This is a genomic window from Streptosporangium sandarakinum (genome assembly GCF_013409935.1).
GTDB classification, from domain to species: domain Bacteria; phylum Actinomycetota; class Actinomycetes; order Streptosporangiales; family Streptosporangiaceae; genus Streptosporangium; species Streptosporangium nondiastaticum.
In genome coordinates, this window is sequence record NZ_JACCCO010000002.1 from 1,277,025 (window position 1) to 1,300,883 (window position 23,859).

Below are 23,859 nucleotides of genomic sequence, written 5' to 3' on the forward strand. Positions count from 1 at the left end.
TGAGTAGCGGGTCAGATGCCGCCAAGATGACCTTGTACGGCGCGCACGATCGGCAGGTCCGCGGGCAGCCACGCCACGTCGAACAGCTCGCCGGGGGCCAGCCAGCGCAGCTCCAGGTGCTCCTTGGCCTCCGGCTCCCCCTCGATGATCCGCGCCAGCCAGACCCGGAGCACGTAGTCGCCGGTCAGCGGCCAGTCGCCGCCGACCTGGGCCCCGGCGGCGACCACGACCCCCAGTTCCTCCACGCACTCGCGGACCAGGGCCGTGTGGTCGTCCTCCCCCGGATCGACCTTCCCCCCGGGCAGCTCCCAGCCGCCGGCCAGCTCGGGCGGCTCGGCGCGCTGGGCGGCGAGCAGCCTGCCGTCGCCGTCGAGGATCGCGGCCCCGACGACGACCTTCTTCACGAAGAACTCCTTCAGCCTTGCTCCTTCAGTCTGAGCTGTTCGAGGACCTGCGGGTTCTGCAGCGGGCGGGTGTACCCGATGATGCCGGTGCGGTCGCGATAGGTGGTGACCTTGATCGGCCCGCACAGTGTGCACCGTGCCTCCACCATCTTGCCCGGCGAGACGACCATGCCCACGTGTCCCGGGTTGTTCGCGCTCGTTCCTGGCCCGGCGTTGAAGAAGACCAGGTCACCGGGTTGCTCCTCGCCCGCGTCGATCCGCACCCCGAAGGGCCACTGACCGAAGGTGGTGCGCGGGATCGTCAGGCCGGCGTTGCGGTAGGCCATGTAGATGATCCCCGAGCAGTCGAAGGCGTCCGGTCCGGTGCCGCCCCACACGTACGGCTTGCCGCGCTGGGCGAGCGCGTACTGCAGGATCTGGGCCACCGTCCCGCTGGGCGCCGCCTGCACCAGCGGCTCGTCGCAGGCGGGTTCGGCCTGCGGCGGCACGGCGACCGCGCCGTCCTCGGCGTATTTCCGGGCGATCTCCATGACCTGGTCCACGTACCACCAGGCCCGGTTGTAGACGAACAGCGACCGCCGCACGTCCTCCGGCGCGCCGTTGCGCTTGAGCATCTTCGCCGCGCCCAGGATGGCGTCGGCGGGGTTGTAGACGTCGGCCCAGCCGTCGCCGTCGCCGTCGGAGGCGTAGCCGTTGAACTTCGACGGAATCTTGATCTTCGCCTTGCCGCCCCATGTGCCGATCAGGAACTGCATCGGCCCGGCGGCGCCGGCGTAGTTGGTGCCGCTGCGCACTCCGGGCAGGGTGGAGCGGCCGTGGTCGGTCTCGCGCTTGCCCACTCCGGCGAGCACGTTCCACTGCACGCCGACCTGCTTGCCGTACTTGCGGTACAGCTTCAGGTAGTCCGAGGGGATGTCCGCCGTGGCGGCCTTGGACTCGGCGCTGACGTTCTTCACGGCCGCCTCGCAGTCGGGCAGCTCGCCGCCGACGATCGACGGGAACGTGCTGACCATCATCATCGGCGCCATGATCAGGGTGAGCAGGCAGACCCCGGCGACGCCGAGGACCAGCGGGATCCGCGTCCTGCGCCCGGCCCTCACCGCGGACCGCCGTTCATCCGTCCTCCCCGGGTGGCGAGATGCGGTCGTCCCCCTCCTGACCCGCGTCGGCCGGCTCCAGGTTGTGGACCCGCCACTCGGTGCCGACCTCGATGAGCGTGACGGCGTAGTCGTCGGTCAGGTCGCGGGGCCCGGCCTTGGTGGTGATCTTCTGGGTCCCGGTGATCACGAAGGTCACCGAGGTGTCCTGGACCTGCCGGATCTCCTTGACCTGGGCGCTGCCGACCGAGACGACCTGGTCGGCCTTGTTGGCCTCGATCGTGCCGGGCGAGGAGAACGTGCGCAGCAGGACGTCGGCGAACTCGGTCGTGGTGTAGCCGCCGACCCGGTCGCCGTAGGCCGCCGGGTCCTCGTCGTAGCGGTAGGTGCCGTACGCGGCGGTGAACCGCCGGGCGTAGTCGGCCGCGGCGGCGAGCTCCTGCTTGGTCATCGGCAGGTAGGAGTAGACGTCGAAGGGCGCGTCGCTGGCCGTGGCCGCCGGCCGGGGCGGCTCGGCGCTCACCCGCGCCTGCGCCGTCGCCCGGCCCGCCCGCGCCGGGCCCTCCGCGGACGGTTCCCCGCCCGACTGCCCCGACATCATCGTCAGGTAGATCCCGACGCCGGCGAGCATCGCGACCAGCACCGCGAAGACGAGTCCCCGGCGGTTGCCGCCTTCCGTCATCGTCAGTCCGCCTCCGGCTTCGAGGCGCGCAGCCAGAACGGCGCGGGCGCCTCATCGGCCTCCCTGCCCCGCTCGGAGCGGCTGGACAGCCAGAGCGGGGGCGCCTCGGACCGCCGCTCGGACCGTTCGGGCCGGCCGGAGTCCCGCCTGGACCCGGAGGCTCCGCCGGAGCCGAACAGGCCGCCGCCGGACCCCGAGGAACCGCCCGAGCCGCCCGACGAACGGCCGGAACCGGAACCGCGCGAGGACCCGCCGGAACCGGAGCCGCGTGAGGACGACTCGGAGCGCCGCGAACCGCCGCCCCCGCCGCCGAAGAGGCTCGCGCCGCTCCGGCCGCCTCCCGGTGAGGACGGCGCCGCGGACCGGCCCGCCGAGGAGCCGGACCCGCCCGAGGAGGAGCCGCCCTGCGGGGCCCAGCCGCCGCCGGACCGCCCGCCGAACCAGCCGCTCCCGCCGCGGCCCCCGGAGGCGCCGCCGGACCTGGCCGTGGATCCGCCGGCCCCGCCCGCCGTACGGCCGGACCCGCCGCCCGCCGCGCCGCCGGCCGTACCGGAGAGGTTGAGCGGCGGCGCCGCGCCGGGGCGCGCCGCGGTGACCGGGCGACCCCCGGCCTTGCGCCTCCCGCCCGCCTGGGCGTCGGTGTCCAGCGGCGCGGGCTGCGCGCCGGCCGGGACCCGGGTGCCGGAGGGCGTGCCCGCCGCCGCGCCGCCGTCCTCGCCGCGGACCCTGCCCTGGGCGACCGCCGCGGCGGCCGTCGCCGCGGACGCGCCGGTGGCGAGCGCCGCGGCCTGCAGCGCGGGCTCGGCCTTGCGCATGCCCCAGCGGCCCACCCGGGCCGCCGCGACGGGCGGCAGCGCGCCCGCCGCCCGTTGCAGGGTCGGCGCGGTGGCGGCGTCGCCGAGAACGCGGGTGGCGAGCGTGTGGCCGTCCATGGAGGCGAACAGGTGCTGGAACGGCCGCCGGTAGAAGAACACCGCGATCGTCAGCAGGGCCATGAACATCACCTGCATGCCCCACGGCATGGCGGTGGAGATGATCAGGGCGTAGCCGTACACCAGGACGCCGAGGACCAGGGCCAGCACCGCCTGCCGCAGCAGCGTGCCGACCAGCATCTCCACCCAGCGCATCGCGATGATGCGGCCGGAGCCGGGATGCACGCCGAGCAGCAGGAAGATCGGCCCGAGGATCAGCAGCAGCAGGAACCCGACCTTGAGCACCAGCAGCGAGACCGCCACCAGGAAGATCAGCACGCCCGCGACCATCGCGGCCAGCAGGGCGCCGATCGCGATGCCGAGCCGGCTCGTCCAATCCTTTCCCTGGAAGAGGAAGAAGATCGGCGTGTTCTCCAGCGGCTTGGCGATCTCCTCCTCGTACCGTAGCTGGTGGGAGTTGCTCGCGGGCAGCTGCGCGGCCCGCATCTCGGTGGCGTCGATGGCCTGGATGTCCAGCAGCTTGGGAGCGAGCTTCTGCACGACCGGGGCGGTCGCCTCGGCGGTGCCGAACTCGCCCATCAGCCACGGCTTGCAGACCAGCACCGACCAGAGCGCGTCGGCGTTCTGCTCAACCCCGGGGACGCCGGGCTGGCCGTAACCGCCGGCCCTGGCCTGGGGGGCGGGGTCGCCCTTGGTGGGCATGCAGGAGGTGCCACCCGCGCCGGGCAGGCCGGAGAAGGCCGAGTTGACGACCTCGCCGGTCTTGTCGGTGACGACCTTCCCCAGCGAGGTGAAGTCGCCGGGGCGGCTGAAGAACCAGACCGCGACGGTGACCGCGAGGACCATCCAGATGACGCCCTCGGCGGTCGTGGTCGCGCGCTTGCGGATCAGGCCGTACCAGGCGAGCCAGATGGCGCCGAGGATCACGATCGGCCGCAGGTACGGCCAGTACATGGCGTTCGCCAGGTTGGCCACGATGTCGTCGACGACATCCTTGATCGACTCCAGCGGACCCTCGGTGGCGGCCGCCTGGTAGGTGGTGATGGTCAGCCGGTCGAGTGACTTGGCCCAGGAGAAGACCGTGTTGGCCCAGGCGTTGCCCAGCACCGCCGCGACGTCGTCGCAGCCCAGGTTGTAGGTGTGCCAGAACTGGCCGCTCATGCCGTAGGTGGTGTAGTTGCCCTGCGCCGCGGCGGCCGCCCCGGGGGCGCCGGACGCGGCCGGGGCGGGCGCCGGCGTGATCGCCGCGCCCGACGTCGCGGGCGTGGCCGGGTCCGGGGGCTTGACCAGGCCGTCCACACCCGATCCGACGACCTCGGGGGTGAGGTCCGGCGACAGGTCGCAGGGAGCGGCGATGGCGACGGACCCCCCCTCGGGGAACACCAGGGGCAGCGCGAGGAAGGCGGTCAGCGCCACCAGCGCGATGGCGACCCGCCTGCGTAGCCGGCTGCGGGAGCCTCTCTTTCCCTTCCGGGAGCCCCCGTGCCCGCCGCGGGACTTCCCGTGCCCCTTGCCGGAGCCCTTCATGACCGCACCTCCACCGCCACGGCGCCCTGCCTGCTGACTCGGTCTCCCCCGGGCTGACCCTGGGGGTCGGCCGGGGGCCTCTCGTGGGTCGGGTTCGTGTCGAGCCAGCGCAGCAGCTCGTCGGAGATGAGGTCCACTCCGATGCGGCCCGCGCGGCCGTCCAGGTCGCGGAACACGCACTCGCCGTTGCCGAGCGAGCGCAGGACCGCCTTGTGCTCCTCGGAGGGCTCGACCCCGAGCAGCGCCATCACGTGGTCGACCTCGACCCGCTCGGTGGACCGGAACGCGAACACCGACGACAGGCAGTTGGTCACCTGCTCGCTCAGCAGGTCGCCGGCGTTCTGCGACACCAGCACCAGCGCGGTGTTGCGGGAGCGGCCCATCCGGCTCACCTCGGGCACCAGCTTGGCGCCCTCGGGGGTGGAGGTGATCGCCCACGCCTCGTCCAGGAAGATCGCCTTGGGGGTCCGCCGGTCGAGGCCGTTCATCAGGCCCCGGGCGAACTGCGCGACGAGGTAGAGCAGCGCCACCGACAGCCGCTGCTCGTAGGAGTAGTCGTCGCGGCCGGTGGCGGCGTCCGGGAGGGTCAGGCCGCCGAGGGTGAAGACCGTGGTCCAGCCCTCGGTGTCGATCTGCTCGCCGCCTGAGGGGTCGAAGCAGAGCCGGGCCAGGTGCATCTCCGACATGGAGCGGAGCACCGCGCCCAGGTTCTTGGAGGCGGCGTCCTCGGTCTGCTCCAGGAACTCGACGACCTTCGCCAGCGAGGGGTCCTCGCCATTGGCGACCGCCGCGACCGCCTGGATCATCGCCGACTCCCGCTCCTCCGACATGCGCGGCAGCAGCAGGCGCAGGGTCTCGCTCGCCATCGTCTTCTTGGCGGCGATGTCGTCGCCGAAGGAGAACGGGTCCAGCAGGCCGGGGGCCGCCGAGCCCAGCGGGATGATCCGCGCCTTGCGGCCCCGGTTGCGCAGCAGCTGGACCAGCGACTCGGCGTCGCCCTTGGGGTCGATGACCGCGACCGTCACGCCGCGCAGCGCCATCTGGTAGATCATCAGCAGCGCCAGCGTGGTCTTGCCGCCGCCGGGCTCACCGGTGATCGCGATGGCCGTCGGGCGGTTGCGGGTGGCCGCCACCAGCGGGTCGAAGTGCACGATGCTGCGCGCCCGGCCGAGGGTCTCCCCGATGTACGGTCCCATCCACCCGGCGCCCGACTCGTCCACCCGGTCGCCCAGGTCCACGGTCGCGGTCGCCATGCCGCCCGCGATGGTGCGCAGCGGCTGCCGCTGGGCGTAGGCGTTGACCCGGACCCGCTCGCCCGGCAGCGCCTCGCAGAACAGCGAGAACTGGTCGCCGGTGGAGTTGACGATGTCGATGCCCATGTCGCGGTAGTGCTCCACGACCGCCTCGACCCGCTGCACGCAGATCTCCTCGGTCGGGGCCGACACCATCAGCCGGTGCCAGCCGTACACGAACGGCAGGCGCTCCTTGGTGATGCCGTGCTCCAGCATCCGGGCCGCGTCGATCTGCTCGGCCAGCGCCAGCGGGGCCTCGGCGCCCGCCTCGCGGATGTGGATGTCCATGTCGCGGGCGTGGGCGAGCTTGCGCGCGACGTCCTTGCTGGCCTTGACCGGGGAGATCAGCCGCATCCGCGACGAGACCTCCACCGGGAACGGCAGCTGGTCGGCGAAGTGCATCCACGGCTCGCCGTCGGGGAACGGCATCAGGTCGGGGAAGCGGGCGAACGACAGGTGCGCCACGTAGGAGTCGCCGTACGGCTGCTCGATCCGCAGCAGCGACCTGCCGTTGTGGATCTGCCCCTCGACCAGCGACTCGATCTCGCCCTGCCCCCACCTGCGCTTGGGGCTGGCCGAGGCGGGCGGGTCGCCGAGGGAGCCGGTCGCGGCGTGCTGGAACAGCCAGGCGATCTCGGTGGAGGTGGCGTGCCGGGCGTACAGGGCGCTGGCCGACAGCGCCCGGCCCAGCCGCTCGGCCTGCTCGGTCCACCGGGTGACCTCGGCCCTGGGGATGTGGTCGTCCTCGATGCCGAGGGCCTTCTCGCCGCGCTGGTAGAAGCCGAAGAGCTGGGCGAGCGCGCCGCCGCCGAGCTGCCTGCCGCGCGGCCCGAGGCGCACGCCGAGGTAGACCTCCTTGGTCCAGAAGTCCTTGGCCCAGACGTGGCGGTACATCTCCTCCAGGTAGTCGCGCCAGCCCGGCCCCTCGTCGGAGGTGGCGTTCAGCGCCATCGCCCACTCGGCCGCCGGGTAGGTGCGGTGCGCCACCCGCAGGTGCACCTCGGCGTCCGGCATCCGGATCGCCGCCAGCGCGATGGTGACGTTGGTTGCCAGCGCCTCCCGCTCCTCGGGGGTGACGAACTCGTAGCTCACCGTCGGCAGCCTGAAGTAGGCCCAGACCGCCGAGTCGGTCAGCAGGATCCGGTCGTCGAAGTACCGGACCGCGAGACGGCTGTGTGCCCGTGACGCGCGGCTCACCCGGCCTCCCCCGCCCGGGACGCGGCACGGCCCGCCCCGCGGACCGCCTGATCGCCCGCCCGTCCCATACGGCCGTTCACCCCGTCACCTCGTCACGCCCGTCCACCACGTCTCGTCCCGCCCGGGGGATCACTTGGCCAGCTCCTCCTCGCTCGATCGGACCGCCTGTGCCGTTCCGAGTCCCGCGACCACGACCCCGGCCAGCGCGAGGTACGCCCGGCGGCCGGCCGTCCGCAGGTGGGACGGCTCGACCCGCTCGGACCTGCCCGGGGCCAGCTCGTCCTCCCACGGCACCCGCACGATCGCCCGGCACCTGCCGCGCGCGACCGCCTCGGCCTGCTCGACGTCGCCCATGCTGCGGCGGCTGACGCCGTTGACCACCAGGACCGCGCGGCGCCGCAGGTCGGCGCAGCCGTGCCCGTCGAGCCACTCGTAGGTCATGGCCACCGCGTCCGGGCCGTCCTCGCTGGCCGGGACGACCAGGACGAGCTGGTCGGCGTAGGGCAGCACCCGGGCGGCCAGCGCCGCCGCGGGGTCGACGACCACGAGCTTGTAGTGCTGCTCCAGCGTGTCCATGGCCTGGCCGAGCCGCCGGTCGGAGAAGAGCGTGCGGTCCGCCAGGCGCTGTTCGGCGCCGGCGTCGCTGTCGCCCGCCAGCACCTCCAGGCCGGAGGCGCAGCGGCTGGTATAGGCGCGCATGCCGAGGTAGCCGTGGACGGTGTCGAGGCCGGCCAGCAGCGAGCTCAGCGTCTCGGGCGACTCGCCCGGGATCCGGCTGGAGAGGTTGTGGCGGCCCGTTCCGGCGTCGACCGCGAGCACCCGGTCCTCGCGGTATCGGGCGAGGGTGTGCCCCAGCATGAGCGCGGTCGTGGTCTGCCCCGCGCCGCCGGTGCAGCCCAGCACGATCACCCGGCGGCTGCCGGGGAACGGCGCGGTGGCCCGCGCCTCGTCGATCTCGGATCCGTCCGTACGGCCTCCGCCGCCGGGCCCGACGACCACCTGGGCCAGTCGCCGCCACCCGCCGGAGGAGTCGCGGCCGACGACCGACTCCACCCGGCGGATCCGGGCCGCGCCGGGGGCGGGCTCGTCGCCGCGGGTGGTGCGGGGCACCGGCACCGCGGGCGCCACCGGATCGGCCCCGGGGCCGGACGCCGAGGGGACCGCGCGGATCGGGACCCCGCCGGACCGCGCCGGGGGGTGTTCCGCGGGCCGCGCCGGGGGGTGCTCCACGGGATGCGCCGGAGGGTGTGCCGTGGGGTGTTCCGCGGGATGCCCGGAGGAGTGTTCCGCGGGTCGCTCCGGGGACCGCGCCCGCCGCCGCTCGGCGAACCGCTCCAGCGACGCGGGCCCCTGCTCCTCCACCGGGGCTGCGCGCCCGGCCTCCGCGGAGGCGGCGAGCCTGCGCAGCCGCCGCAGCGCCTCGGTGCCGATCGGCGGTGTCGCCGCGGACGGCGCACCGGAGGCGGCGGGCCGCGTCCCGGAGGCGGGCTCCGTCTTCGAGGGGACCGTCCGCTTCCCGGAAGCCGTCTCGGCGGCCTTGCGCGTCTCGGAGGCCGTCTCGGAAGCCGTACGGACCTCGGTCGCACGGACCTCGGAGGGCGTCTCGGACGCCGTGCGGACCTCGGACACCTCGGAAGCCGTACGGACCTCGGAGGGCGTCTCGGAAGCCGTGCGTGACTCGGCCGAGGCCGTCCGCGCCTCGGAGGCGGCGAGAGCCTCCCGAGCCGCCGGTACGGCGCGCGCCGGGTCCATCGCCGGACCCGCCGGGCCCGTCACCGGGCTCGCCGTCCCCGTCGGCGCTGCTCCGGCCGCGGCGGGCGGGCGCTCGGCCGGCGGCTCGGTGCGCGGGGGCTCGGCGGGTCCCCCGAGGGCCGGGGCGGTGCCCCTGCGCGCGGCCCGGATCGTGCCCCACGCGGCGCGGCCCCGGGCCGTCCGCTCCTGGGCGGCCGTCTCCGCGGCGTGCCCGCGGGCGGTCGCGTCCTGGGTGGACTCCAGGGCCGCCGCGGCGGCGGCCGCCACCGCGGGACGGACCTCGCGGGGGGAGGCGGCGCGCCCGGCCTGGGTGTGCCGGGCCTTGCGCGCGGACTTGACGCGGACGTCGGCGGCCCGCCGGGGGGCGGCCCGCCAGACCTTCCCGGTCAGGGTGATCTCGGTGGGCTCGGCGACCGGCGCCATCCGGCACCAGGTACGCGGCTCCCCGATGTAGCGGGCCTGCGACTGCAGCAGCTCGGTGAGCCGCTTGCTCTCGATCACCGGGCGGGTGGACAGCCAGGTCACCACCCCGGGCGGCACGATGTAGACCACGTGCCAGGGGGCGTCGAAGGGCAGGCCGAGAAGCGCGAGCAGCAGCGACCAGGGGACCGCCACACCCACGAACACACCGATCCAGACAATGGGAAGCGGCATCGGCAGCCGTAGGTCGTACAGCTTGTAGAGCCGCTTCTCGATCCGCCAGATATTGGTATACGTGGGCAGATCCACGCGCTCCTCCTTTCCGCCTCTCGTTCTCTGACCGCTCCGCGCGGTCTCAACCCCCCGTGATGCCCAGTGCGCCCGCGATCGCCTTGGCCGTCACCTCGATGATGTTCGGCACGTAGAAGATCACTCCGATGGCGATGGCGAGGATGATGAACTGCACGAACCTGGTGATCTCCCTGGTGAAGAGGAAGAAGAGGGCGACGACGGAGACGACGACGAGGAAGAGCGGGGCGAAGAACTTGCGCAGGAAGTCGGCCAGGCCCTGGGTGTTGACGCCGGTCGGAGGAGCGGTCGGCTGAGCGAGGTCGATCGCGCTCAGCAGAATGGTGTTCAGGGTCACTTCTCGTCCTCCGTGCTTATGATCGCGCTCGCCGGGCGGCCACGAGGTCGTGACACGCGCGCCGGAACCCGCCTGCCGCCGGCTCTCCGATCAGGGGGGGTCTGTTCACTGTGCTCCGGCACCGTTCGATCATGGGTTCCCCACAGACCGTTTCGCGCCTCGGATGTCCTTGACGAACCACTTGTCGCCCTGTTTGACCATGGTGAGCCGGTAGGACTGCTCCAGCTTGCCGTTCATCGCCCCGGGGTCGGACGAGGCGGAGTCGGTGGAGGCGCCGGAGCCCGAGGGCACACCCCACACGACCGTGGCCATCACCTCGCGGGTGGCGCCGCCGACGAGCGGGACGTCGAGGTCCTTGAGCTCCACGAAGGTGAAGGCGCCGCCGAACCCGTCCAGGGTGACCCCGGCGGCGGCGTACCGCTGCAGGGAGACGGTGTCGCCCGCGGCGTACGCCTTGAAGAAGTCGGCCAGCGGGGTGCGCAGCTCCTGCTCGGCGGCCTCGTCGCCCTCCGGCGCGGCGACCGCGGGCAGGTTGGCCGGGGACGGGGCGGGGAGGATGCCGGGCCGGCCGGAGACGACGAACCTGCCCTTCCCGGCGTCGTAGTACACCGGCACCGAGAGGAGCTGGCGGCGGTCGCCCGCCTGGAACGCCATGGTGACGACGGCGTTCTGGTCGTCGACGATCTCGGTGTCGTACGGCTGGACCGCTCCGGCGGCCATTCGTCCCAGTCCGTCCCAGCCGAGCTGCGGCTCGGCGGCGTCGGGGAGATAAGGGGCCAGCCTGGCGGCCCTCTCCGATGCCCGTACGGCGTCGAAATTCAGATAGACCGCCGCGAACTGGCTGGCGAAAGAGGTGGCGCGGCCGACCGGGAATCCGGAGCCGGTCGAGACGGCGGACGGGCCGCCCGCGACGGTCTGCCCGGTGGCACGCTCGAAAATGGCGCGCACGCCGTTCACCACGATGACGACTATCAGCGCCCACAGGATGACCCGGCCGATCCAGACCAGCCACCGGCCGCCTCCGCCGGACCAGCGGCCCCGCGAGGCGCCGCGCCCGCGCGCCGGGGGCGGGTCGAACTCCGGATCGTCGAGGGACCCCGGGTACGCCGACAGCCCGGGGTCGCCGGTGATCCGAGGATCACGCTGGAGCGCTGCCCTTCGAGCCATCATTCCTCCGCTCGCGCCGATCCCCCGGCCGGCACGGTTTCGTATTACCCGTGACCCCGTTAACCATGGTCAAGGACTTACTCTAACCGCCTCGCCGATTGTTCCAGGAAAGCCACGCCTATGCTGCAGGCATCGTCCTTACCGAGCAAACCGGGTCTGGGATGTGGACGGCGTGGTGACCTGCGCCGTTCGCGGGGAGAAAACATATTTCTCCAGGTCGGCGCATGCCCCGATTACCGAAACGCCACGCATTGCTCACCAAACAGCACCGAGACTGTCTCGACCTGCGCATTTATCCCGGAAAGCATTACTCAGCGTCACCGAATGACGAAACGGGCCTGATCAGCCGATCAGGCCCGTCCGGGGATCGCGGCGCGGCAGGCGCCCGCGAAGGCGGGTCGCGTGCCCGCGGGAACAGGCCGCGCGCGGGAGCCCAACCCGCACGGGGGCCGGTCGCACGCCCCCGGGCGTCCTCTCCACGGAAGCGCGGGCCGTACGGGGGTCAGTCGCCGGGCGGGAGCATGGCCCGGCGTCCCGGGGCGGCGGGGGACTGGACGGTCATGCCGCCGTCGACGACGATGAGCTGCCCGGTGAGGTAGCGCGACTCGTCGGAGGCGAGGAAGACCATGGTGTGGCCGATGTCCTCCGGGCTGCCGAGATAGGGCAGGGCGTTCGTGCGCTTGAGGTCGTCGACGACGTCCCGGGGCAGGTTGTCCAGCAGGGCGGGGGTGACCACCGCGCCCGGCGCCACGGCGTTGCAGCGCACGCGGTGCGGGCCGTACTGCACGGCGATCGACTTCGTGAGGTTGATGACGGCGGCCTTCACCGCGCCGTAGGAGATCTGCACGACGTCCCCGACCAGGCCGGCCACCGAGGCGGTGTTGATGATCGACCCGCCGCCGGCCCGGATCATGTGGGGGATCGCGTGCCGGGAGCCCAGGAGCGTGCTGCGCACGTTGAGGGCGACGGCGCGGTCGAACTCGGCCATGTCCAGCCGCAGCAGGTCCAGGTCCGCGCGCGGGTCCGTGCCGCCGACGTGGTTGCAGAGCACGTCCAGGCGGCCGAACTCGCCGACGGTGGCGCCCACCATGCCGGCCACGGAGTCCTCGTCCACGACGTCGACCGTCAGCGGGAGCGCGCGGCCGCCGTCGGCCTCGGCCAGCCGGGCCGTCTCCCGCGCGGCGTCCCCGTCGCGGTCGGCCACGGCGACCAGGGCACCCTGCGCGCTCATCAGCCGCGCGGCGGCGCGGCCGATGCCGCTGCCGGCTCCGGTGATCAGCGCGACCTTCTCCTTCAGGCGGTCCATCGAACGGTCCCCCGCTCCCCCATCGGTTTGTCAACAGTGATGACATCGTATGTCATCTATGATGACCAACCTCTCGACGGGAGCGGAAAGGGGGCCGTCCGTGGCGGTGCGACCACAGGGCCCGGCACGCCGCCGGTCGGCGACGGCGACCCGGCAGGCGATCTCCGAGGCGGCGCGCGAGCTCTTCGCGGACAGCGGCTTCGACGCGGTGGGCATCCGGGCCATCGCCGCCCGCGCCGGCGTGGACGCGGCTCTGGTCATCCGCTACTTCGGCTCCAAGGAGCGGCTCTTCCTGGAGGTCATGACCGTCGACCTGCCGGTGGCCGCGGTCATGGACGGGCCGTTGGAGAGCCTCGGACGGGCCCTCGTCGAGCACGTGCTCGATCTCTCCTCCTCCCACGCGGGAACCCTGGCGGTGACCTCGCTGTCCGCGCTCTTCCGCGCCTCGGAGCGGGCGCCGGTCCAGCAGACCCTGCGCGAGACCATCGAGAGGGCCTTCGCCGTCCCGCTGGTCGGCCGGCTCCGCGGCGGCGACGCCGAACTGCGGGCCCATCTGATCGCGGCCCAGATCGGGGGCCTGCTCACCTCCCTGCACGTGGTGCGGGACCCGGTGCTCGGCCGCGCCGACCGGGCGAGCCTGGCCGCCCGGTACGGAGCCGCCATCCAGCGCCTCATCGACGGAGAGGACTGAGCCGCCGGCCGTACGGACGGCCGCGCCCCGGCGGTACGGACGTCCCCGTCTCGCCCTCCACGGCCTTCGGCTCACCGCGGCCGACGAGCCGGCCGTCAGGAACCGGCGCTCTCGGCGGCGTCGCGCTCCCTGGTCACCGCCCTGCGGGACAGCACGATGGACAGTGCCGTCACGGCGCCCCACACCGGGCCCATGAGGACGTGCAGGATCCCCAGCCAGGCGACCTCTCCCCATTGGTACAGCAGTACCTGCGCGGCCAGGCTCGCCAGGCTCACCAGCGCGATCAGCACCGTGGTCACCGCGTAGAAGCGGCGCAGTCCGCGATGCGAACGCCACCGCGGCGGACCGCCCACGATCCGGTTCGCCACCAGGCCGGCCAGCGGCCGGTCGGCCACGAGCGACAACAGGCACGCCGCCGCGGCAAGGGCCGGGACCAGCATCGGGGGCAGGAAGAAGCCACGCGCCTGTCCCGTCCCGGCGGCGACCGCCGCGCAGGCCGCCGCCAGCAGGGCACCGACGACCGCGTGCCGGACCTGCCGCCGGGTCCACAGCCGCCAGGCGAGGATCAGCGCCGCGGTCACGGCCGTGGCGACGACCGCCGGACGCAGGCCGCCGATCTGGTTCGCGACGAGGAACACGAGGGTGGGTGCCGCCGCGGCCACGACACCGGCCGGGGACATCCCGTCCGGCGTCCTCATCGAAGACCTTCGTCCGCGCCGGCGGACCGGCGCCGGCCGGTGAGCTCCGGAGAGCCGGTGAGCTGAGAAGGGCCGATGAGCCGGGAAGAGCCGGTGAGCTCCGAACAGGAGAGGAGACCGGCTTCGGAGACGCCGGCGAGCGTGCCGCCGACGCCGGTGACGTGGAGCACCCGATCGAAGGGCGCGATGACGCCGACCGGGCCGAGCCCGTCGGACGACGCGATGTGAACGTGCATGTGGGAGAGCCTTCGTCGAACGGGGAGCCGGCGGTCACCGGCTCCGGCTCGACGCTACGAGTCGGCGGGCACGGCGTTCGTAGGGGTGAGCGCCACGTTTCAACGGGATGTCGCCATGCCGCGGCCCTGGCGGTGACGTGGGTCACGGGTCGCGGACGGGTGCCGGCCGAAGGTGCGGCGGTAGGTGTGGGGGCTGACACCTGTGGTGCGCTTGAAACGGTCGCGGAAGGCCGTGGGCGAGCCGAAGCCGACCTGGGCGGCGATGCGCTCGACGGAGTGGTGCGTGGTCTCCAGGAGGTGCTGGGCCTGCCGGACGCGGGCCCGGTGGAGCCACTGGAGCGGGGTGGTGCCGGTCTGCTCGCTGAAGCGGCGTATCAGGGTCCGGGTGCTGACCCGGGCGTGGGCGGCGATGTCGGCGAGGGTGAGCTCGCGGCCGAGGTTGTCCTGCAGCCAGGCGAGCAGGGGGTCGAGGGTGGAGCCCTGCGGGGTGGGCGGGTGGTCGCGGACGATGAACTGGGCCTGCCCGCCTTCGCGTTCGAGGGGCATGACGGACAGGCGGGCGGCGTCGGCGGCCACGGCCGAGCCGTAGTCGCGGCGGATCATGTGCAGGCACAGGTCCAGGCCCGCGGCGGCGCCGGCCGAGGTGAGGATCTGCCCGTTGTCGACGTACAGGACACCCGGATCGACGTCGACCTCCGGGTGGGCGGCGGCCAGGAGGTCGGCGGCGGCCCAGTGGGTGGTGGCCCGCAGACCGTTCAGCAGGCCGGTGGCGGCCAGGGGGAAGGTGCCCGAGCAGATGGAGGCGATGCGCGTGCCGTCCGCGGCGGCGGCTCGCAGCGCGTCGCGGACCTCCGTGGTGAGCGGGGTCTCCGGTGCGGCGGTGCCGGGCACGATGATCGTGTCCGCACCCCTGAGCCCGTCGAGGCCCCAGGGCGCGCGCAGGGTGAAGGCGCCGGCGTCGGTCTCCGGCCGCTCGGCGCACACGCGGACCTGGTAGCCGGGGCGCCCGTCCGGAAGCCGGGTACGGGTGAAGACCTCGATCGGGGTGGAGAGGTCGAACGGGATCACCTGGTCGAGCGCGAGAACGGCGACGGTGTGCATGGCCGGAATCTATCGCCCCGCCGGGCGTCACGCCCGGTCCCGGCTCCCTGGGATCGCCGTCCCGGTGCAGCGTGGCGGCCTTCTCCCGATGTTGGCACTATCCCGTTGGAGGCTGTCATGAATGCCACTGGGAGAGGGAGGTGGCGGCCCGTTACGTTCGGGGCGTATCCGGCGGCCGGCCGGACGTCCCGCATCCGAAGGATCACCATGCACGCCCAGATCGTCCTGTTCGACGGCTTCGATCCGCTCGATGTCGTCTCTCCCTACGAGGTGCTCCACGCCGGCGGCACCGCCTCCGCGGGCGCGGTGACCGTGGAACTGGTCTCCGCCGAAGGGCCGCGCGAGGTGGTCAGCGGCACCGGCGGGCTGGCGCTGCGCGCCACCGCCGCCCTCGATCCCGGACGCGCGGGTCTGGTCCTGGTCCCCGGCGCCTCGGGCCGCGTCGGAGGGCCAGGGGAGGCGCCCGGCCCGGACGCGGGCACCGGGGAGCGGCAGCGGGACGAGTCCGTCCCCGTACGGCTGGGCCGCGCCCTGACCACCGAGTTGCCCGTGCTGCTGAAGGCGGCCATGGAGAACCCGGAGGTGACGGTCTGCACGGTGTGCGGCGGCTCGCTCCTGCTGGCCATGGCCGGTCTGCTGGGGGGACGCCATGCCACGACCCACCACCTGGGCATGGACGCGCTCGGCGCGACCGGCGCCCACGCGGTGCGCGCCCGCGTCGTCGACGACGGCGACCTCGTCAGCGGCGCCGGCGTCACCTCCGGGCTCGACCTGGGCCTGTACCTGCTGGAGCGCGAGGTCGGCCCCCGGATCGCCCACGCCGTCGAGGAACTGTTCGCCCACGAACGCCGCGGCACCGTCTGGCACGCCCGGGGACCCGTCCCCGCCGCCCTGTGACCGCCGAGACCACCCGCGCCCTCCAGGCAACCGAGCACTGAACATGACGAAACTCTTTCTCTCCCTGCACGTCCTGGTCGCCGTCGTGGCCGTCGGCCCGGTCACCGTCGCCGCCGGCATGTTCCCCCCGGCCCTGCGCCGCTCCCACCGTGTCTCCGGCGACGTCCCCGGTGACCGGGACGCGCTCGCCACTCTGCGGACGCTGCACCGCATCTGCCGGGTGTACGCGACCGTCGGCATCGGCGTGCCCGTCTTCGGGTTCGCCACGGCGAGCAGCCTCGGCGTCCTGGGCGACGGATGGCTGATCGCCTCGATCTTGCTGACCGCCGCGGCCGCCGCCGTCCTGGCCCTGCTGATCCTGCCCGCCCAGAGCCGTGAGCTCGCGGCCCTGGGGGACGCGACCGCCGGTCCCGACCCCCGTGTGCCCGGCCGCCTGTCCATGCTCACCGGTGTCTTCAACCTGCTGTGGGCCACGGTCACCGTACTGATGATCATCCGCCCCGGCTCCACCACCGGGGTGTGACCGTGGACGTTCGCCACCTGCGCGTCGCCGCGCACCTCGAACTCGCCTCGCTGATCATCATGCTGGCCAACATCGCCACCGTGCACCTGAAGCCCGTCTCCTCCCTGATGGGTCCGGCCCACGGCTGCGCCTACCTCTTCGTCGTCGTGGCGGCCTGGCGTGTCGGACAGGCCACGACCGCCGTCAGGGCGGCCTCCCTCCTCCCCGGCGTCGGCGGCCTCCTCGCGCTGCGCCTGCTCGACCGCGCCCGGACCACCGGGCGGCACGGCCGGGACGGCGAGGAAACGGTCCCGTCCTGAACGCCTCCCCCGTTCCGGAAAGCCGCCGGCCGCGTCCGCCGAGTCGGGATCGATCAGCTCGCGCTCCGACACGTTGACGCCGGCCAGGGCGTTCTCGTACGCGCTGAGCAGTCGGCGGGCGTTCGCCGGAGAGCGCAGTAGATAGGAGCCTTCGCGCAGCGCCGCACAGTCCTCGGCCGAGACGAGCACGGCGTTGCCGTGCTCGGAGACGATCTCGACGGCCTCGTGGTCCTCGTTGACCTGCTTGATCAATGGAAAGAGAGCCTTGCGGGCTTCGCCCGCGGTTATGGCCATGACCCGACCCTTTCCAACAGTGGTACCGGATATCGCACCACTCGCATAGCTCATGAGCAGGGCAAATGCCCGAAGGACCAGAAATCCCAGCACCCCCGGCGTCGGAAACGGCGAAGGGGCCGGCCCCCGGAGAGGCCGACCCCTTACCGCCTGCGAACTCGGCGAAGCGCCCGGCCCGCGGCATCGAACCGATCACACGTTGAAGCGGAACTCCACCACGTCGCCGTCGCGCATCACGTAGTCCTTGCCCTCGATGCGGGCCTTGCCCGCCTGGCGGGCGGCGGCGATGGAGCCCGTCTCGACCAGGTCGTCGAAGGAGACGATCTCGGCCTTGATGAAGCCCCGCTGGAAGTCGGTGTGGATGACCCCGGCCGCCTCGGGGGCGGTGGCGCCCTTGCGGATCGTCCAGGCCCGGGTCTCCTTGGGGCCGGCGGTCAGGTAGGTCTGCAGGCCGAGGGTCTCGAACCCGACCCTGGCGAGCTGCGACAGGCCCGACTCCTCCTGGCCGACCGACTGCAGGAGCTCCAGCGCCTCGTCGTCGGGGAGCTCGACGAGCTCGGACTCGATCTTGGCGTCCAGGAACACGGCCTCGGCCGGGGCGACGAGCGCCGACAGGCGGGCCCGCAGCTCGGCGTCGGTCAGCTCGTCGGCGTCCAGGTTGAAGACGTACAGGAACGGCTTGGCCGTCAGCAGGTGCAGGTCGCGCAGGTCGGCCTGGTCGATGCCGGCGCCCTTGGCCCCGGCGTACAGGGTGGTGCCGCCGTCGAGGAGCTTGGCCGCCGCCTCGGCCGCCTCCAGCGCGGCCCGGCGGTCCTTGTTGGTCCGGGCCTCCTTCTGGAGGCGCGGGATCGCCTTCTCCAGGGTCTGCAGGTCGGCGAGGATCAACTCGGTGTTGATCGTCTCGATGTCGCGCTCGGGCGAGACGGCGCCGTCCACGTGGGTCACGTCGGGGTCGCCGAAGACCCGGATGACCTGGCAGATGGCGTCGGTCTCACGGATGTTGGCGAGGAACTGGTTGCCGCGCCCCTGCCCCTCGGAGGCGCCCCGGACCAGGCCGGCGATGTCGACGAACTCCACCTTCGCCGGGAGGATCTTCGCGGAGCCGAAGATCTCGGCCAGCTTCTCCAGGCGCGGGTCGGGAACGCCGACGATACCCACGTTGGGCTCGATGGTGGCGAACGGGTAGTTCGCCGCCAGGGCGTTGGCGGTCTTGGTCAGCGCGTTGAAAAGCGTCGACTTGCCCACGTTGGGAAGTCCGACGATGCCGATGCTCAGGCTCACGTCAGCCGAGTTTACGGTGAATCACGCACTGCTATCCGCCGCAGGCAGGTCACAGGGCGGTAGACGGCCTGCCCGCTCGTCTGCAGATAGCGGTCGGAGCCGGGCGGACAGAGGGCGGCGGCGGTGGTCCTGGCCGTCACCTTGGCCCACGCCCGGGCCGAACCGCAGGAGATCCTGCCGAGCGCACCCCTGGTCTCGGCCCGGTCGCGCGGCTCCGCCACGCAGTCGCCCACCGCGGGAATCCTGCCCTCCCGGCCCAGGCAGACGATCGTGCGGGGGCCGGCGGCCAGGGAGTCGAGCGTGGCCGCGGGGCACTGCCCGGCCCGGTCCACCACGGCCAGCGCCCTGCCGTACCAGCCTCCCGCGGAGCACGGGCGCTCCCCGCCGCGCGCGGTCACGCAGTCGCCGGCGCGCAGCACCCCGCCTCCCGCGCCGGCGTCGCCCGGGTGCGGGGCGGCCAGGTTGCGGACGCACGCCGTACGGCTGTACGGGGCCGGTGATGCCGGCGGCGCGGAGGCACCGGGGGTCGGGGAGACCGTGGAGGCCGGCGACGCGGAGGAACCGGTGACCGGGGACGGCGGGGCCGGGGTGGTCCCGGCGGGAACCTCCATGAGCCCGACGATCTCGTCGGTGTCTGCCGGGCAGTCCTCGGGCCGGTCGCCGACCACGGACAGCACCCGCCCGTCCGCCGACCCGCACGGCACCAGGCCGAACCGGACACCGTCCCGGCTCACGCAGGCCCCCCTCTCCCAGAGCAGCGAGAGGGCGCCCGGGGCGGGACGCGGGCTGGTTCGCCCGGAGACGTACACGCTCGCGGCGACGACCGCCACCAGCACGACGAGGATCGCTCCGACGAGGGCCAGCGCCGTCTTCGGCTGCGAGCCTTTCACCCCCACCGGGTCACCACCCTTCGCATGGGAACGGATACCAAGAGTGACGATACGTGCTCTCGCAGGTGAAATGCGTGACCGGCCGGAAAGGCGTGTCGGAAGGCCGAGAACCGCCGGGCCTGCGATCATTCCGGGGTGGATGTCACGGCACTCGTCTTCCAGCTCGCCATGGGTCTCGCCGCGGGGCTCGCGATCGGGTTCCTGCTCGGCAGGGCGCGCGCCGCCTCCGGGGCGGCGGAGGCGGGTGCCCGCGTGGCCGAGGCCGAGGCGCGTGCCAAGGCCGCCGAGGACAAGGCCGCCTACGTCGAGGAGCAGCTCGCCGAACGGTTCCAGGCCCTGTCGGCCCGCGCCCTCGACGCCAGCAACCTGCGGTTCCTGGAGATGGCCGAGTCCCGGATGGCCGCGGGCCGCGCCGAGGCCGCCGGGGAGCTGGAACGGCGCAAGCAGGCCGTCGAGCATCTGGTCGAGCCGCTGAAGGACACCCTGGCCCGGGTCGAGGCGCAGCTGCGCGACGCCGAGTCGGGCCGCCGCGCCGCGCACGCCGAGCTGGCCAGGCACATCGACATCGTCCGCGAGAGCAACGACCGGCTCCGCCTCCAGACCGACACGCTGGTCCGCGCCCTCCAGCGGCCGGAGGCCCGGGGCCGTTGGGGTGAGCTGCAGCTTCGCCGGGTCGCCGAGATCGCGGGCATGCAGCGGTTCTGCGACTTCGACGAGCAGGCGAGCGTCACCACCGCCGACGGCGCGCTCCGCCCCGACATGGTCGTACGGCTGGCCGGCGGCAAGAACATCGTGGTCGACTCCAAGGTCTCCCTGGCCGCCTACCTGGAGGCCGCCGAGTCCGGCGACCCCGGCCACCGCGCCACCCGGCTCGACGCCCACGCCCGGCACGTGCGCGAGCACGTGGACCGGCTCGCCGCCAAGAGCTACTGGCAGGCGTTCAGCCCGGCGCCGGAGTTCGTGGTGCTGTTCATCCCGGGCGAGGCGTTCCTGGCCCCGGCGCTGGAGCGCGACCCGGGACTGCTGGAGCACGCCATGCGGCGGCGGGTCCACATCGCCACCCCCACCACGCTGATCACCATGCTCCGCACCGCGCAGTACGCCTGGCAGCAGGCCGCGCTCAGCGAGAACGCGCGGGCGGTCTTCGAGCTCGGCAAGGAGCTGTACGAGCGGCTGGGCAGCATGGGGCGGAACGTGGAGACGCTGGGCCGGTCCCTGAGCCGGGCCGTGGAGTCCTACAACCGGGCCGTCGGCTCGCTGGAGACCCGGGTGCTGGTGAGCGCGCGCAAACTGAACGACCTGGGACTGGTGGAGGGCGACCTCGACACGCCCCGGCCGGTCGAGGACCTCGCCCGCGCGCTCACCGCCCCGGAACTGCTGGGAGAACCGGAACCGCCGGGAGAAGAGAAGCCAAGCTCGCCTCTTGTGTCCCGGTTGAACGGTAAGTTGGCGAACGATCTGTCCTGACCGTTCCCCGTGGACCGCGAGACCCGGCGCCGCGGCACGGGACCGGTGACGAGGGACGGGGTCCGAGGGAGCGAGTGGTGAACGGTCTAGGCGACGGACGGCCGCTTGGCGGGGTGATCGCGTGAGTGAGCGGGGGCGGGGTGGCGGCGTCCGGCTGACCGCCCGGGGCGCCGTGGTCTCCGTGCTGGCGTTCACGCTGCTGGGCTGCGTCCTGCAGGCGCTGTTCGGGTCGCCCGCCCTGACCGGGGTGGCGTTCGTCGCCGGGTGCGCCGTGGCGGTGGCCCTGGTGAACCGGCGTGACCTGCTCACCCTGGTGGTCTCGCCGCCGCTGGTCTTCTTCGTGGCGACGCTGCTCGCCGAGGCCCTCAGGTCCCTGGGGGCGGCCTCGCCGCTCCAGACGCTCGGCCTGGGGCTGTTCACCACGCTGTCGGCGGGCGCCCCCTGGCTGTTCGGCGGCTCGCTGCTGGTGCTGGTCGTCGCCTGGCGGCGCGGCCTGGCCGGGTGCGTGAGGGAGCTGCGCGAGGAGCTGCGGGCAGGCGGCCCCGCCGTCCCGCGCCCGCGCCGGAGCGAGACCGGCGCCTTCGCGCCCGAGCCGGAGGGCTATTTCGAGCCGAAGGTGTACGGCACGCCGCGCGAGGACGCCTGAGCGGCCTTTCCTCACGGCCGGACGTCCTTCCGCGCGCCCGGCCTTCCGCGCGCCCGGCCGGCCACGGGTCCTCCCCCGTACGGCGGGCCGGGCGGTTCTGCTCAGGAGCGGTCTCCGCTCTCCAGCGGGTCCTCCCCCGTACGGCGGGCCGGGCGGCCCCGCGCCCGCCGTACGGCGAACGCGGGGGAAAGCGGGGTCAGACGCCGGCGCGCAGGTCCTTGCGCAGCTCGTGCGGGAGCGCGAAGCGGACGCTCTCCTGCACCGACTCGACCTCCTCGACGTCGGCGAAGCCGCGCTCGGCCAGGTGGGCCAGGACCCCGTCGACAAGGTCTTCGGGCACCGAGGCGCCGCTCGTCACGCCCACCGTGGTGACGCCGTCGAGCCACTCGTCCCTGATGAACGAGGCGTCGTCGACGAGGTGGGAGGCGTCGGCCCCGTGGTCGAGGGCGACCTCCACCAGCCGCTTGGAGTTGGAGGAGTTCTGGGAGCCGACGACGATGACGAGCTGGGCCTCGGCCGCGATCTCCTTCACCGCGACCTGGCGGTTCTGGGTGGCGTAGCAGATGTCGTCGCTCGGCGGGTCGATCAGGTTGGGGAAGCGCTCCTTCAGCCGCGTGACCGTCTCGGTGGTCTCGTCGACCGACAGCGTGGTCTGCGACAGCCACACGAGCCGGTCGGGGTCCTTGACCTCGACGGTGTCGACGGCGCCGAGGCCGTCGACCAGCCGGATGTGGTCGGGCGCCTCACCGGCGGTGCCCTCGACCTCCTCGTGCCCCTCGTGGCCGATGAGCAGGATGTCGTAGTCCTGGGAGGCGAAGCGCCTGGCCTCGTTGTGCACCTTGGTCACCAGCGGGCAGGTGGCGTCGATGGTCCGCAGACCGCGTTCGGCGGCCTCCCGGTGAACCGCCGGGGAGACCCCGTGGGCGGAGAAGACGACGATGGCGCCCTCGGGCACCTCCTCGGTCTCCTCGACGAAGATCGCCCCACGCTTCTCCAGCGTCCGGACCACGTGGGTGTTGTGGACGATCTGCTTGCGCACGTAGACCGGCGCGCCGTACAGCTCCAGCGCCTTCTCCACGGCCTGGACCGCGCGATCGACGCCGGCGCAGTAACCGCGCGGCCTGGCCACCAGAACGCGTCGAGTCGCGGGGGTCTCGAAAGTCATGTTCTCATGCTACGTGGAGCCACCGCCGGGCCCGCCCACCCATCGACGAACTCAGCCGACACGGTCTTGCCAGACTATGTAGTCGGGAACAGACCTCCAGGGAGACGACATGACGGTCCCCAACATCATCCGAGATGTCACCAGAAACGTCCGCGAAGCACTCTCCAGCCGCGAGCAGTTCAAGGAGAAGGCCAAGGACCTGCCTCTTTACGTACTCCAGTCGGCGCTGAGCGGGGTCGGCCAGGCCCTGCTGCTCGGCGACCGCGTGCGGGGCACGATCAAGCGGCTGACGAACCAGGAGGAGCAGGAGGAGGCCGCGGAGCGGCGCGGGCCGGCCGGACAGACGGGACCGGCCGGGCAGGACACGGCACGGGAGGCCGAGGAGGAGCCGCGCGAGAAGCCGCGCCGCGCTCCGGTCATCTTCGCCCCGCGCCCGGAGAGCGCCGCGTCCCGGGACGAGGTGGCCGCCCCCGCCGGGGAGGCCGGGACGGGGTCCAATGGCGCCAAGGCCCGCCCCGAGCCGGTCATCTTCGCCCCGGCCAAGCCCAGGGCCGCCGAGCCCGAGGTCACGGAGCCCGAGCCCGCGAAGCAGGAGCCCGCGCAGCCTGAGGCCGCGAAGCCCGAGGTCACGGAAGCCAAGGTGGCCGAGCCCGAGACCGCGAAGCCCGAGACCGCGGAAGCCGAGGCGGCCGAGCCCGAGACCGCGAAGCAGGAGCCCGCCGGGGCGCAGGCCGCCGAGCCGAAGACCGCCAGGACCGAGACCGCTGAGCCCAAGGCCACGAAGTCCAGGACCGCCAAGCCGAAGGCCACCGGGACGGCCGCGCCGGAGGCCGGGGATAAGCCCGCCGGGACCGCGGAGCCCAGGCTCGTCGAGTCCACCGAGGCCGCCGGGGCCGGCGTCGTCGCGCCGCCGGCCGCCGAGGTCGAGGTCACCGAGGTCCACGTCGCCACGCCCGGCGAGGCCGACACCCCCGTGGTCGAGGTCACCGGCACGAAGGCCGCCCGGCCCGAGGGCGTCGAGCCGCCCGCCGCGACCGTCGAGGTGCCCGAGGAGCCGATGCCCGGGTACGGCCAGCTGACGGTCGCCTCGCTGCGCGCCCGGATGCGCGGCAAGTCCGCCGAGCAGGTCCGGCTGCTGCTGGCCTACGAGCGGGCCACCGCGGCCCGGCCGGAGGTCGTGCGGATGTACGAGAACCGCCTGGCCAAGCTGGAGGCCGCCGAGTAGGCGCCGGCGACGCGTAGGCTCCGG

Annotated in this window: 22 protein-coding genes and 1 pseudogene; 7 read left to right on the plus strand and 16 right to left on the minus strand. The window is 73.3% G+C overall.

Annotated elements, in window-relative coordinates:
- Positions 1-11 precede the first annotated feature (11 nt).
- From HDA43_RS24160 to HDA43_RS24200, 9 genes are all read right to left on the minus strand, one after another.
- Positions 12-404 (minus strand): (deoxy)nucleoside triphosphate pyrophosphohydrolase, encoded by a 393-nt coding sequence (locus HDA43_RS24160; RefSeq protein WP_179825400.1) that lies wholly within the window; start codon positions 402-404, stop codon positions 12-14.
- Positions 405-415: 11 nt separating this feature from the next.
- The gene (locus HDA43_RS24165) at positions 416-1,504 is read right to left on the minus strand and encodes a C40 family peptidase (protein ID WP_179825401.1); all 1,089 of its coding nucleotides are present in this window, start codon (positions 1,502-1,504) and stop codon (positions 416-418) included.
- Between the two features lie 13 nt (positions 1,505-1,517).
- Positions 1,518-2,183: a hypothetical protein gene (locus HDA43_RS24170; protein ID WP_179825402.1), complete on the minus strand. Its 666-nt coding sequence runs from the start codon at positions 2,181-2,183 to the stop codon at positions 1,518-1,520.
- A 2-nt stretch (positions 2,184-2,185) separates the two neighbouring features.
- Entirely contained in the window at positions 2,186-4,642 is a 2,457-nt protein-coding gene (locus HDA43_RS24175; RefSeq protein ID WP_179825403.1) for a type IV secretion system protein, read from the minus strand.
- Positions 4,639-7,131 (minus strand): ATP-binding protein, encoded by a 2,493-nt coding sequence (locus tag HDA43_RS24180; RefSeq protein ID WP_179825405.1) that lies wholly within the window; start codon positions 7,129-7,131, stop codon positions 4,639-4,641. The genes HDA43_RS24175 and HDA43_RS24180 overlap by 4 nt, the downstream gene beginning before the upstream one ends.
- 129 nt (positions 7,132-7,260) lie before the next feature.
- Positions 7,261-9,612 (minus strand): conjugal transfer protein, encoded by a 2,352-nt coding sequence (locus HDA43_RS24185; RefSeq protein ID WP_179825407.1) that lies wholly within the window; start codon positions 9,610-9,612, stop codon positions 7,261-7,263.
- Between the two features lie 46 nt (positions 9,613-9,658).
- A complete protein-coding gene (locus HDA43_RS24190) occupies positions 9,659-9,949 on the minus strand; it encodes a hypothetical protein (RefSeq protein WP_179825409.1) in 291 nt (96 codons plus the stop codon).
- Positions 9,950-10,078: 129 nt separating this feature from the next.
- Positions 10,079-11,116, minus strand: a complete 1,038-nt coding sequence (locus HDA43_RS24195; RefSeq protein WP_179825410.1) for a conjugal transfer protein — start codon at positions 11,114-11,116, stop codon at positions 10,079-10,081.
- Between the two features lie 502 nt (positions 11,117-11,618).
- On the minus strand, positions 11,619-12,422 hold the full coding sequence (locus HDA43_RS24200) for an SDR family NAD(P)-dependent oxidoreductase (RefSeq protein WP_179825412.1): 804 nt from the start codon (positions 12,420-12,422) through the stop codon (positions 11,619-11,621).
- Between the two features lie 100 nt (positions 12,423-12,522).
- Between HDA43_RS24200 and HDA43_RS36075 the strand changes: the two genes are divergently transcribed.
- Positions 12,523-13,113: a TetR/AcrR family transcriptional regulator gene (locus tag HDA43_RS36075; RefSeq protein ID WP_312873514.1), complete on the plus strand. Its 591-nt coding sequence runs from the start codon at positions 12,523-12,525 to the stop codon at positions 13,111-13,113.
- 95 nt (positions 13,114-13,208) lie between these two features.
- Here the strand turns inward: HDA43_RS36075 and HDA43_RS24210 are convergent, their stop codons facing one another.
- The 3 genes from HDA43_RS24210 to HDA43_RS24220 all read right to left on the minus strand — a co-directional run bounded on the left by HDA43_RS24210 (position 13,209) and on the right by HDA43_RS24220 (position 15,148).
- The gene (locus tag HDA43_RS24210) at positions 13,209-13,811 is read right to left on the minus strand and encodes a DUF3159 domain-containing protein (RefSeq protein WP_218912391.1); all 603 of its coding nucleotides are present in this window, start codon (positions 13,809-13,811) and stop codon (positions 13,209-13,211) included.
- The gene (locus tag HDA43_RS24215; RefSeq protein WP_179825414.1) at positions 13,808-14,047 is read right to left on the minus strand and encodes a hypothetical protein; all 240 of its coding nucleotides are present in this window, start codon (positions 14,045-14,047) and stop codon (positions 13,808-13,810) included. Before HDA43_RS24215 ends, HDA43_RS24210 begins: the two co-directional genes overlap by 4 nt.
- Before the next feature lie 99 nt (positions 14,048-14,146).
- The gene (locus HDA43_RS24220; RefSeq protein ID WP_179825416.1) at positions 14,147-15,148 is read right to left on the minus strand and encodes a GlxA family transcriptional regulator; all 1,002 of its coding nucleotides are present in this window, start codon (positions 15,146-15,148) and stop codon (positions 14,147-14,149) included.
- A gap of 207 nt (positions 15,149-15,355) precedes the next feature.
- Here HDA43_RS24220 and HDA43_RS24225 point away from each other — a divergent pair, with 207 nt between their 5' ends.
- The 3 genes from HDA43_RS24225 to HDA43_RS24235 are packed head-to-tail and all read left to right on the plus strand — an operon-like array spanning position 15,356 to position 16,867.
- Positions 15,356-16,045 carry a DJ-1/PfpI family protein gene (locus tag HDA43_RS24225; RefSeq protein ID WP_179825417.1) on the plus strand — a complete coding sequence of 230 codons (690 nt, stop codon included), beginning with the start codon at positions 15,356-15,358 and terminating at the stop codon, positions 16,043-16,045.
- A 43-nt stretch (positions 16,046-16,088) separates the two neighbouring features.
- On the plus strand, positions 16,089-16,568 hold the full coding sequence (locus HDA43_RS24230) for a hypothetical protein (RefSeq protein ID WP_179825419.1): 480 nt from the start codon (positions 16,089-16,091) through the stop codon (positions 16,566-16,568).
- A complete protein-coding gene (locus HDA43_RS24235) occupies positions 16,565-16,867 on the plus strand; it encodes a hypothetical protein (RefSeq protein WP_218912392.1) in 303 nt (100 codons plus the stop codon). The genes HDA43_RS24230 and HDA43_RS24235 overlap by 4 nt, the downstream gene beginning before the upstream one ends.
- 111 nt (positions 16,868-16,978) lie before the next feature.
- Here HDA43_RS24235 and HDA43_RS24240 read toward each other — a convergent pair.
- The 3 genes and pseudogenes from HDA43_RS24240 to HDA43_RS24250 form a co-directional block, all read right to left on the minus strand.
- A pseudogene (locus HDA43_RS24240) lies at positions 16,979-17,215 on the minus strand (type II toxin-antitoxin system Phd/YefM family antitoxin); the annotation flags it as partial.
- Between the two features lie 138 nt (positions 17,216-17,353).
- On the minus strand, positions 17,354-18,442 hold the full coding sequence (ychF, locus tag HDA43_RS24245) for a redox-regulated ATPase YchF (protein ID WP_179825421.1): 1,089 nt from the start codon (positions 18,440-18,442) through the stop codon (positions 17,354-17,356).
- Positions 18,443-18,453: 11 nt separating this feature from the next.
- Positions 18,454-19,338, minus strand: a complete 885-nt coding sequence (locus HDA43_RS24250) for a hypothetical protein (RefSeq protein ID WP_179825422.1) — start codon at positions 19,336-19,338, stop codon at positions 18,454-18,456.
- Positions 19,339-19,467: 129 nt separating this feature from the next.
- Between HDA43_RS24250 and HDA43_RS24255 the strand changes: the two genes are divergently transcribed.
- On the plus strand, positions 19,468-20,799 hold the full coding sequence (locus tag HDA43_RS24255; RefSeq protein WP_312873515.1) for a DNA recombination protein RmuC: 1,332 nt from the start codon (positions 19,468-19,470) through the stop codon (positions 20,797-20,799).
- A 121-nt stretch (positions 20,800-20,920) separates the two neighbouring features.
- The gene (locus tag HDA43_RS24260) at positions 20,921-21,445 is read left to right on the plus strand and encodes a DUF6542 domain-containing protein (RefSeq protein ID WP_179825424.1); all 525 of its coding nucleotides are present in this window, start codon (positions 20,921-20,923) and stop codon (positions 21,443-21,445) included.
- A 196-nt stretch (positions 21,446-21,641) separates the two neighbouring features.
- Here HDA43_RS24260 and HDA43_RS24265 read toward each other — a convergent pair whose 3' ends face one another.
- Entirely contained in the window at positions 21,642-22,610 is a 969-nt protein-coding gene (locus HDA43_RS24265) for a 4-hydroxy-3-methylbut-2-enyl diphosphate reductase (RefSeq protein WP_179825425.1), read from the minus strand.
- 109 nt (positions 22,611-22,719) lie between these two features.
- Here HDA43_RS24265 and HDA43_RS24270 point away from each other — a divergent pair, with 109 nt between their 5' ends.
- Complete coding sequence (locus HDA43_RS24270; protein WP_179825428.1) at positions 22,720-23,835, plus strand: DUF8129 domain-containing protein; 1,116 nt, start codon at positions 22,720-22,722, stop codon at positions 23,833-23,835.
- Positions 23,836-23,859: the final 24 nt, after the last annotated feature.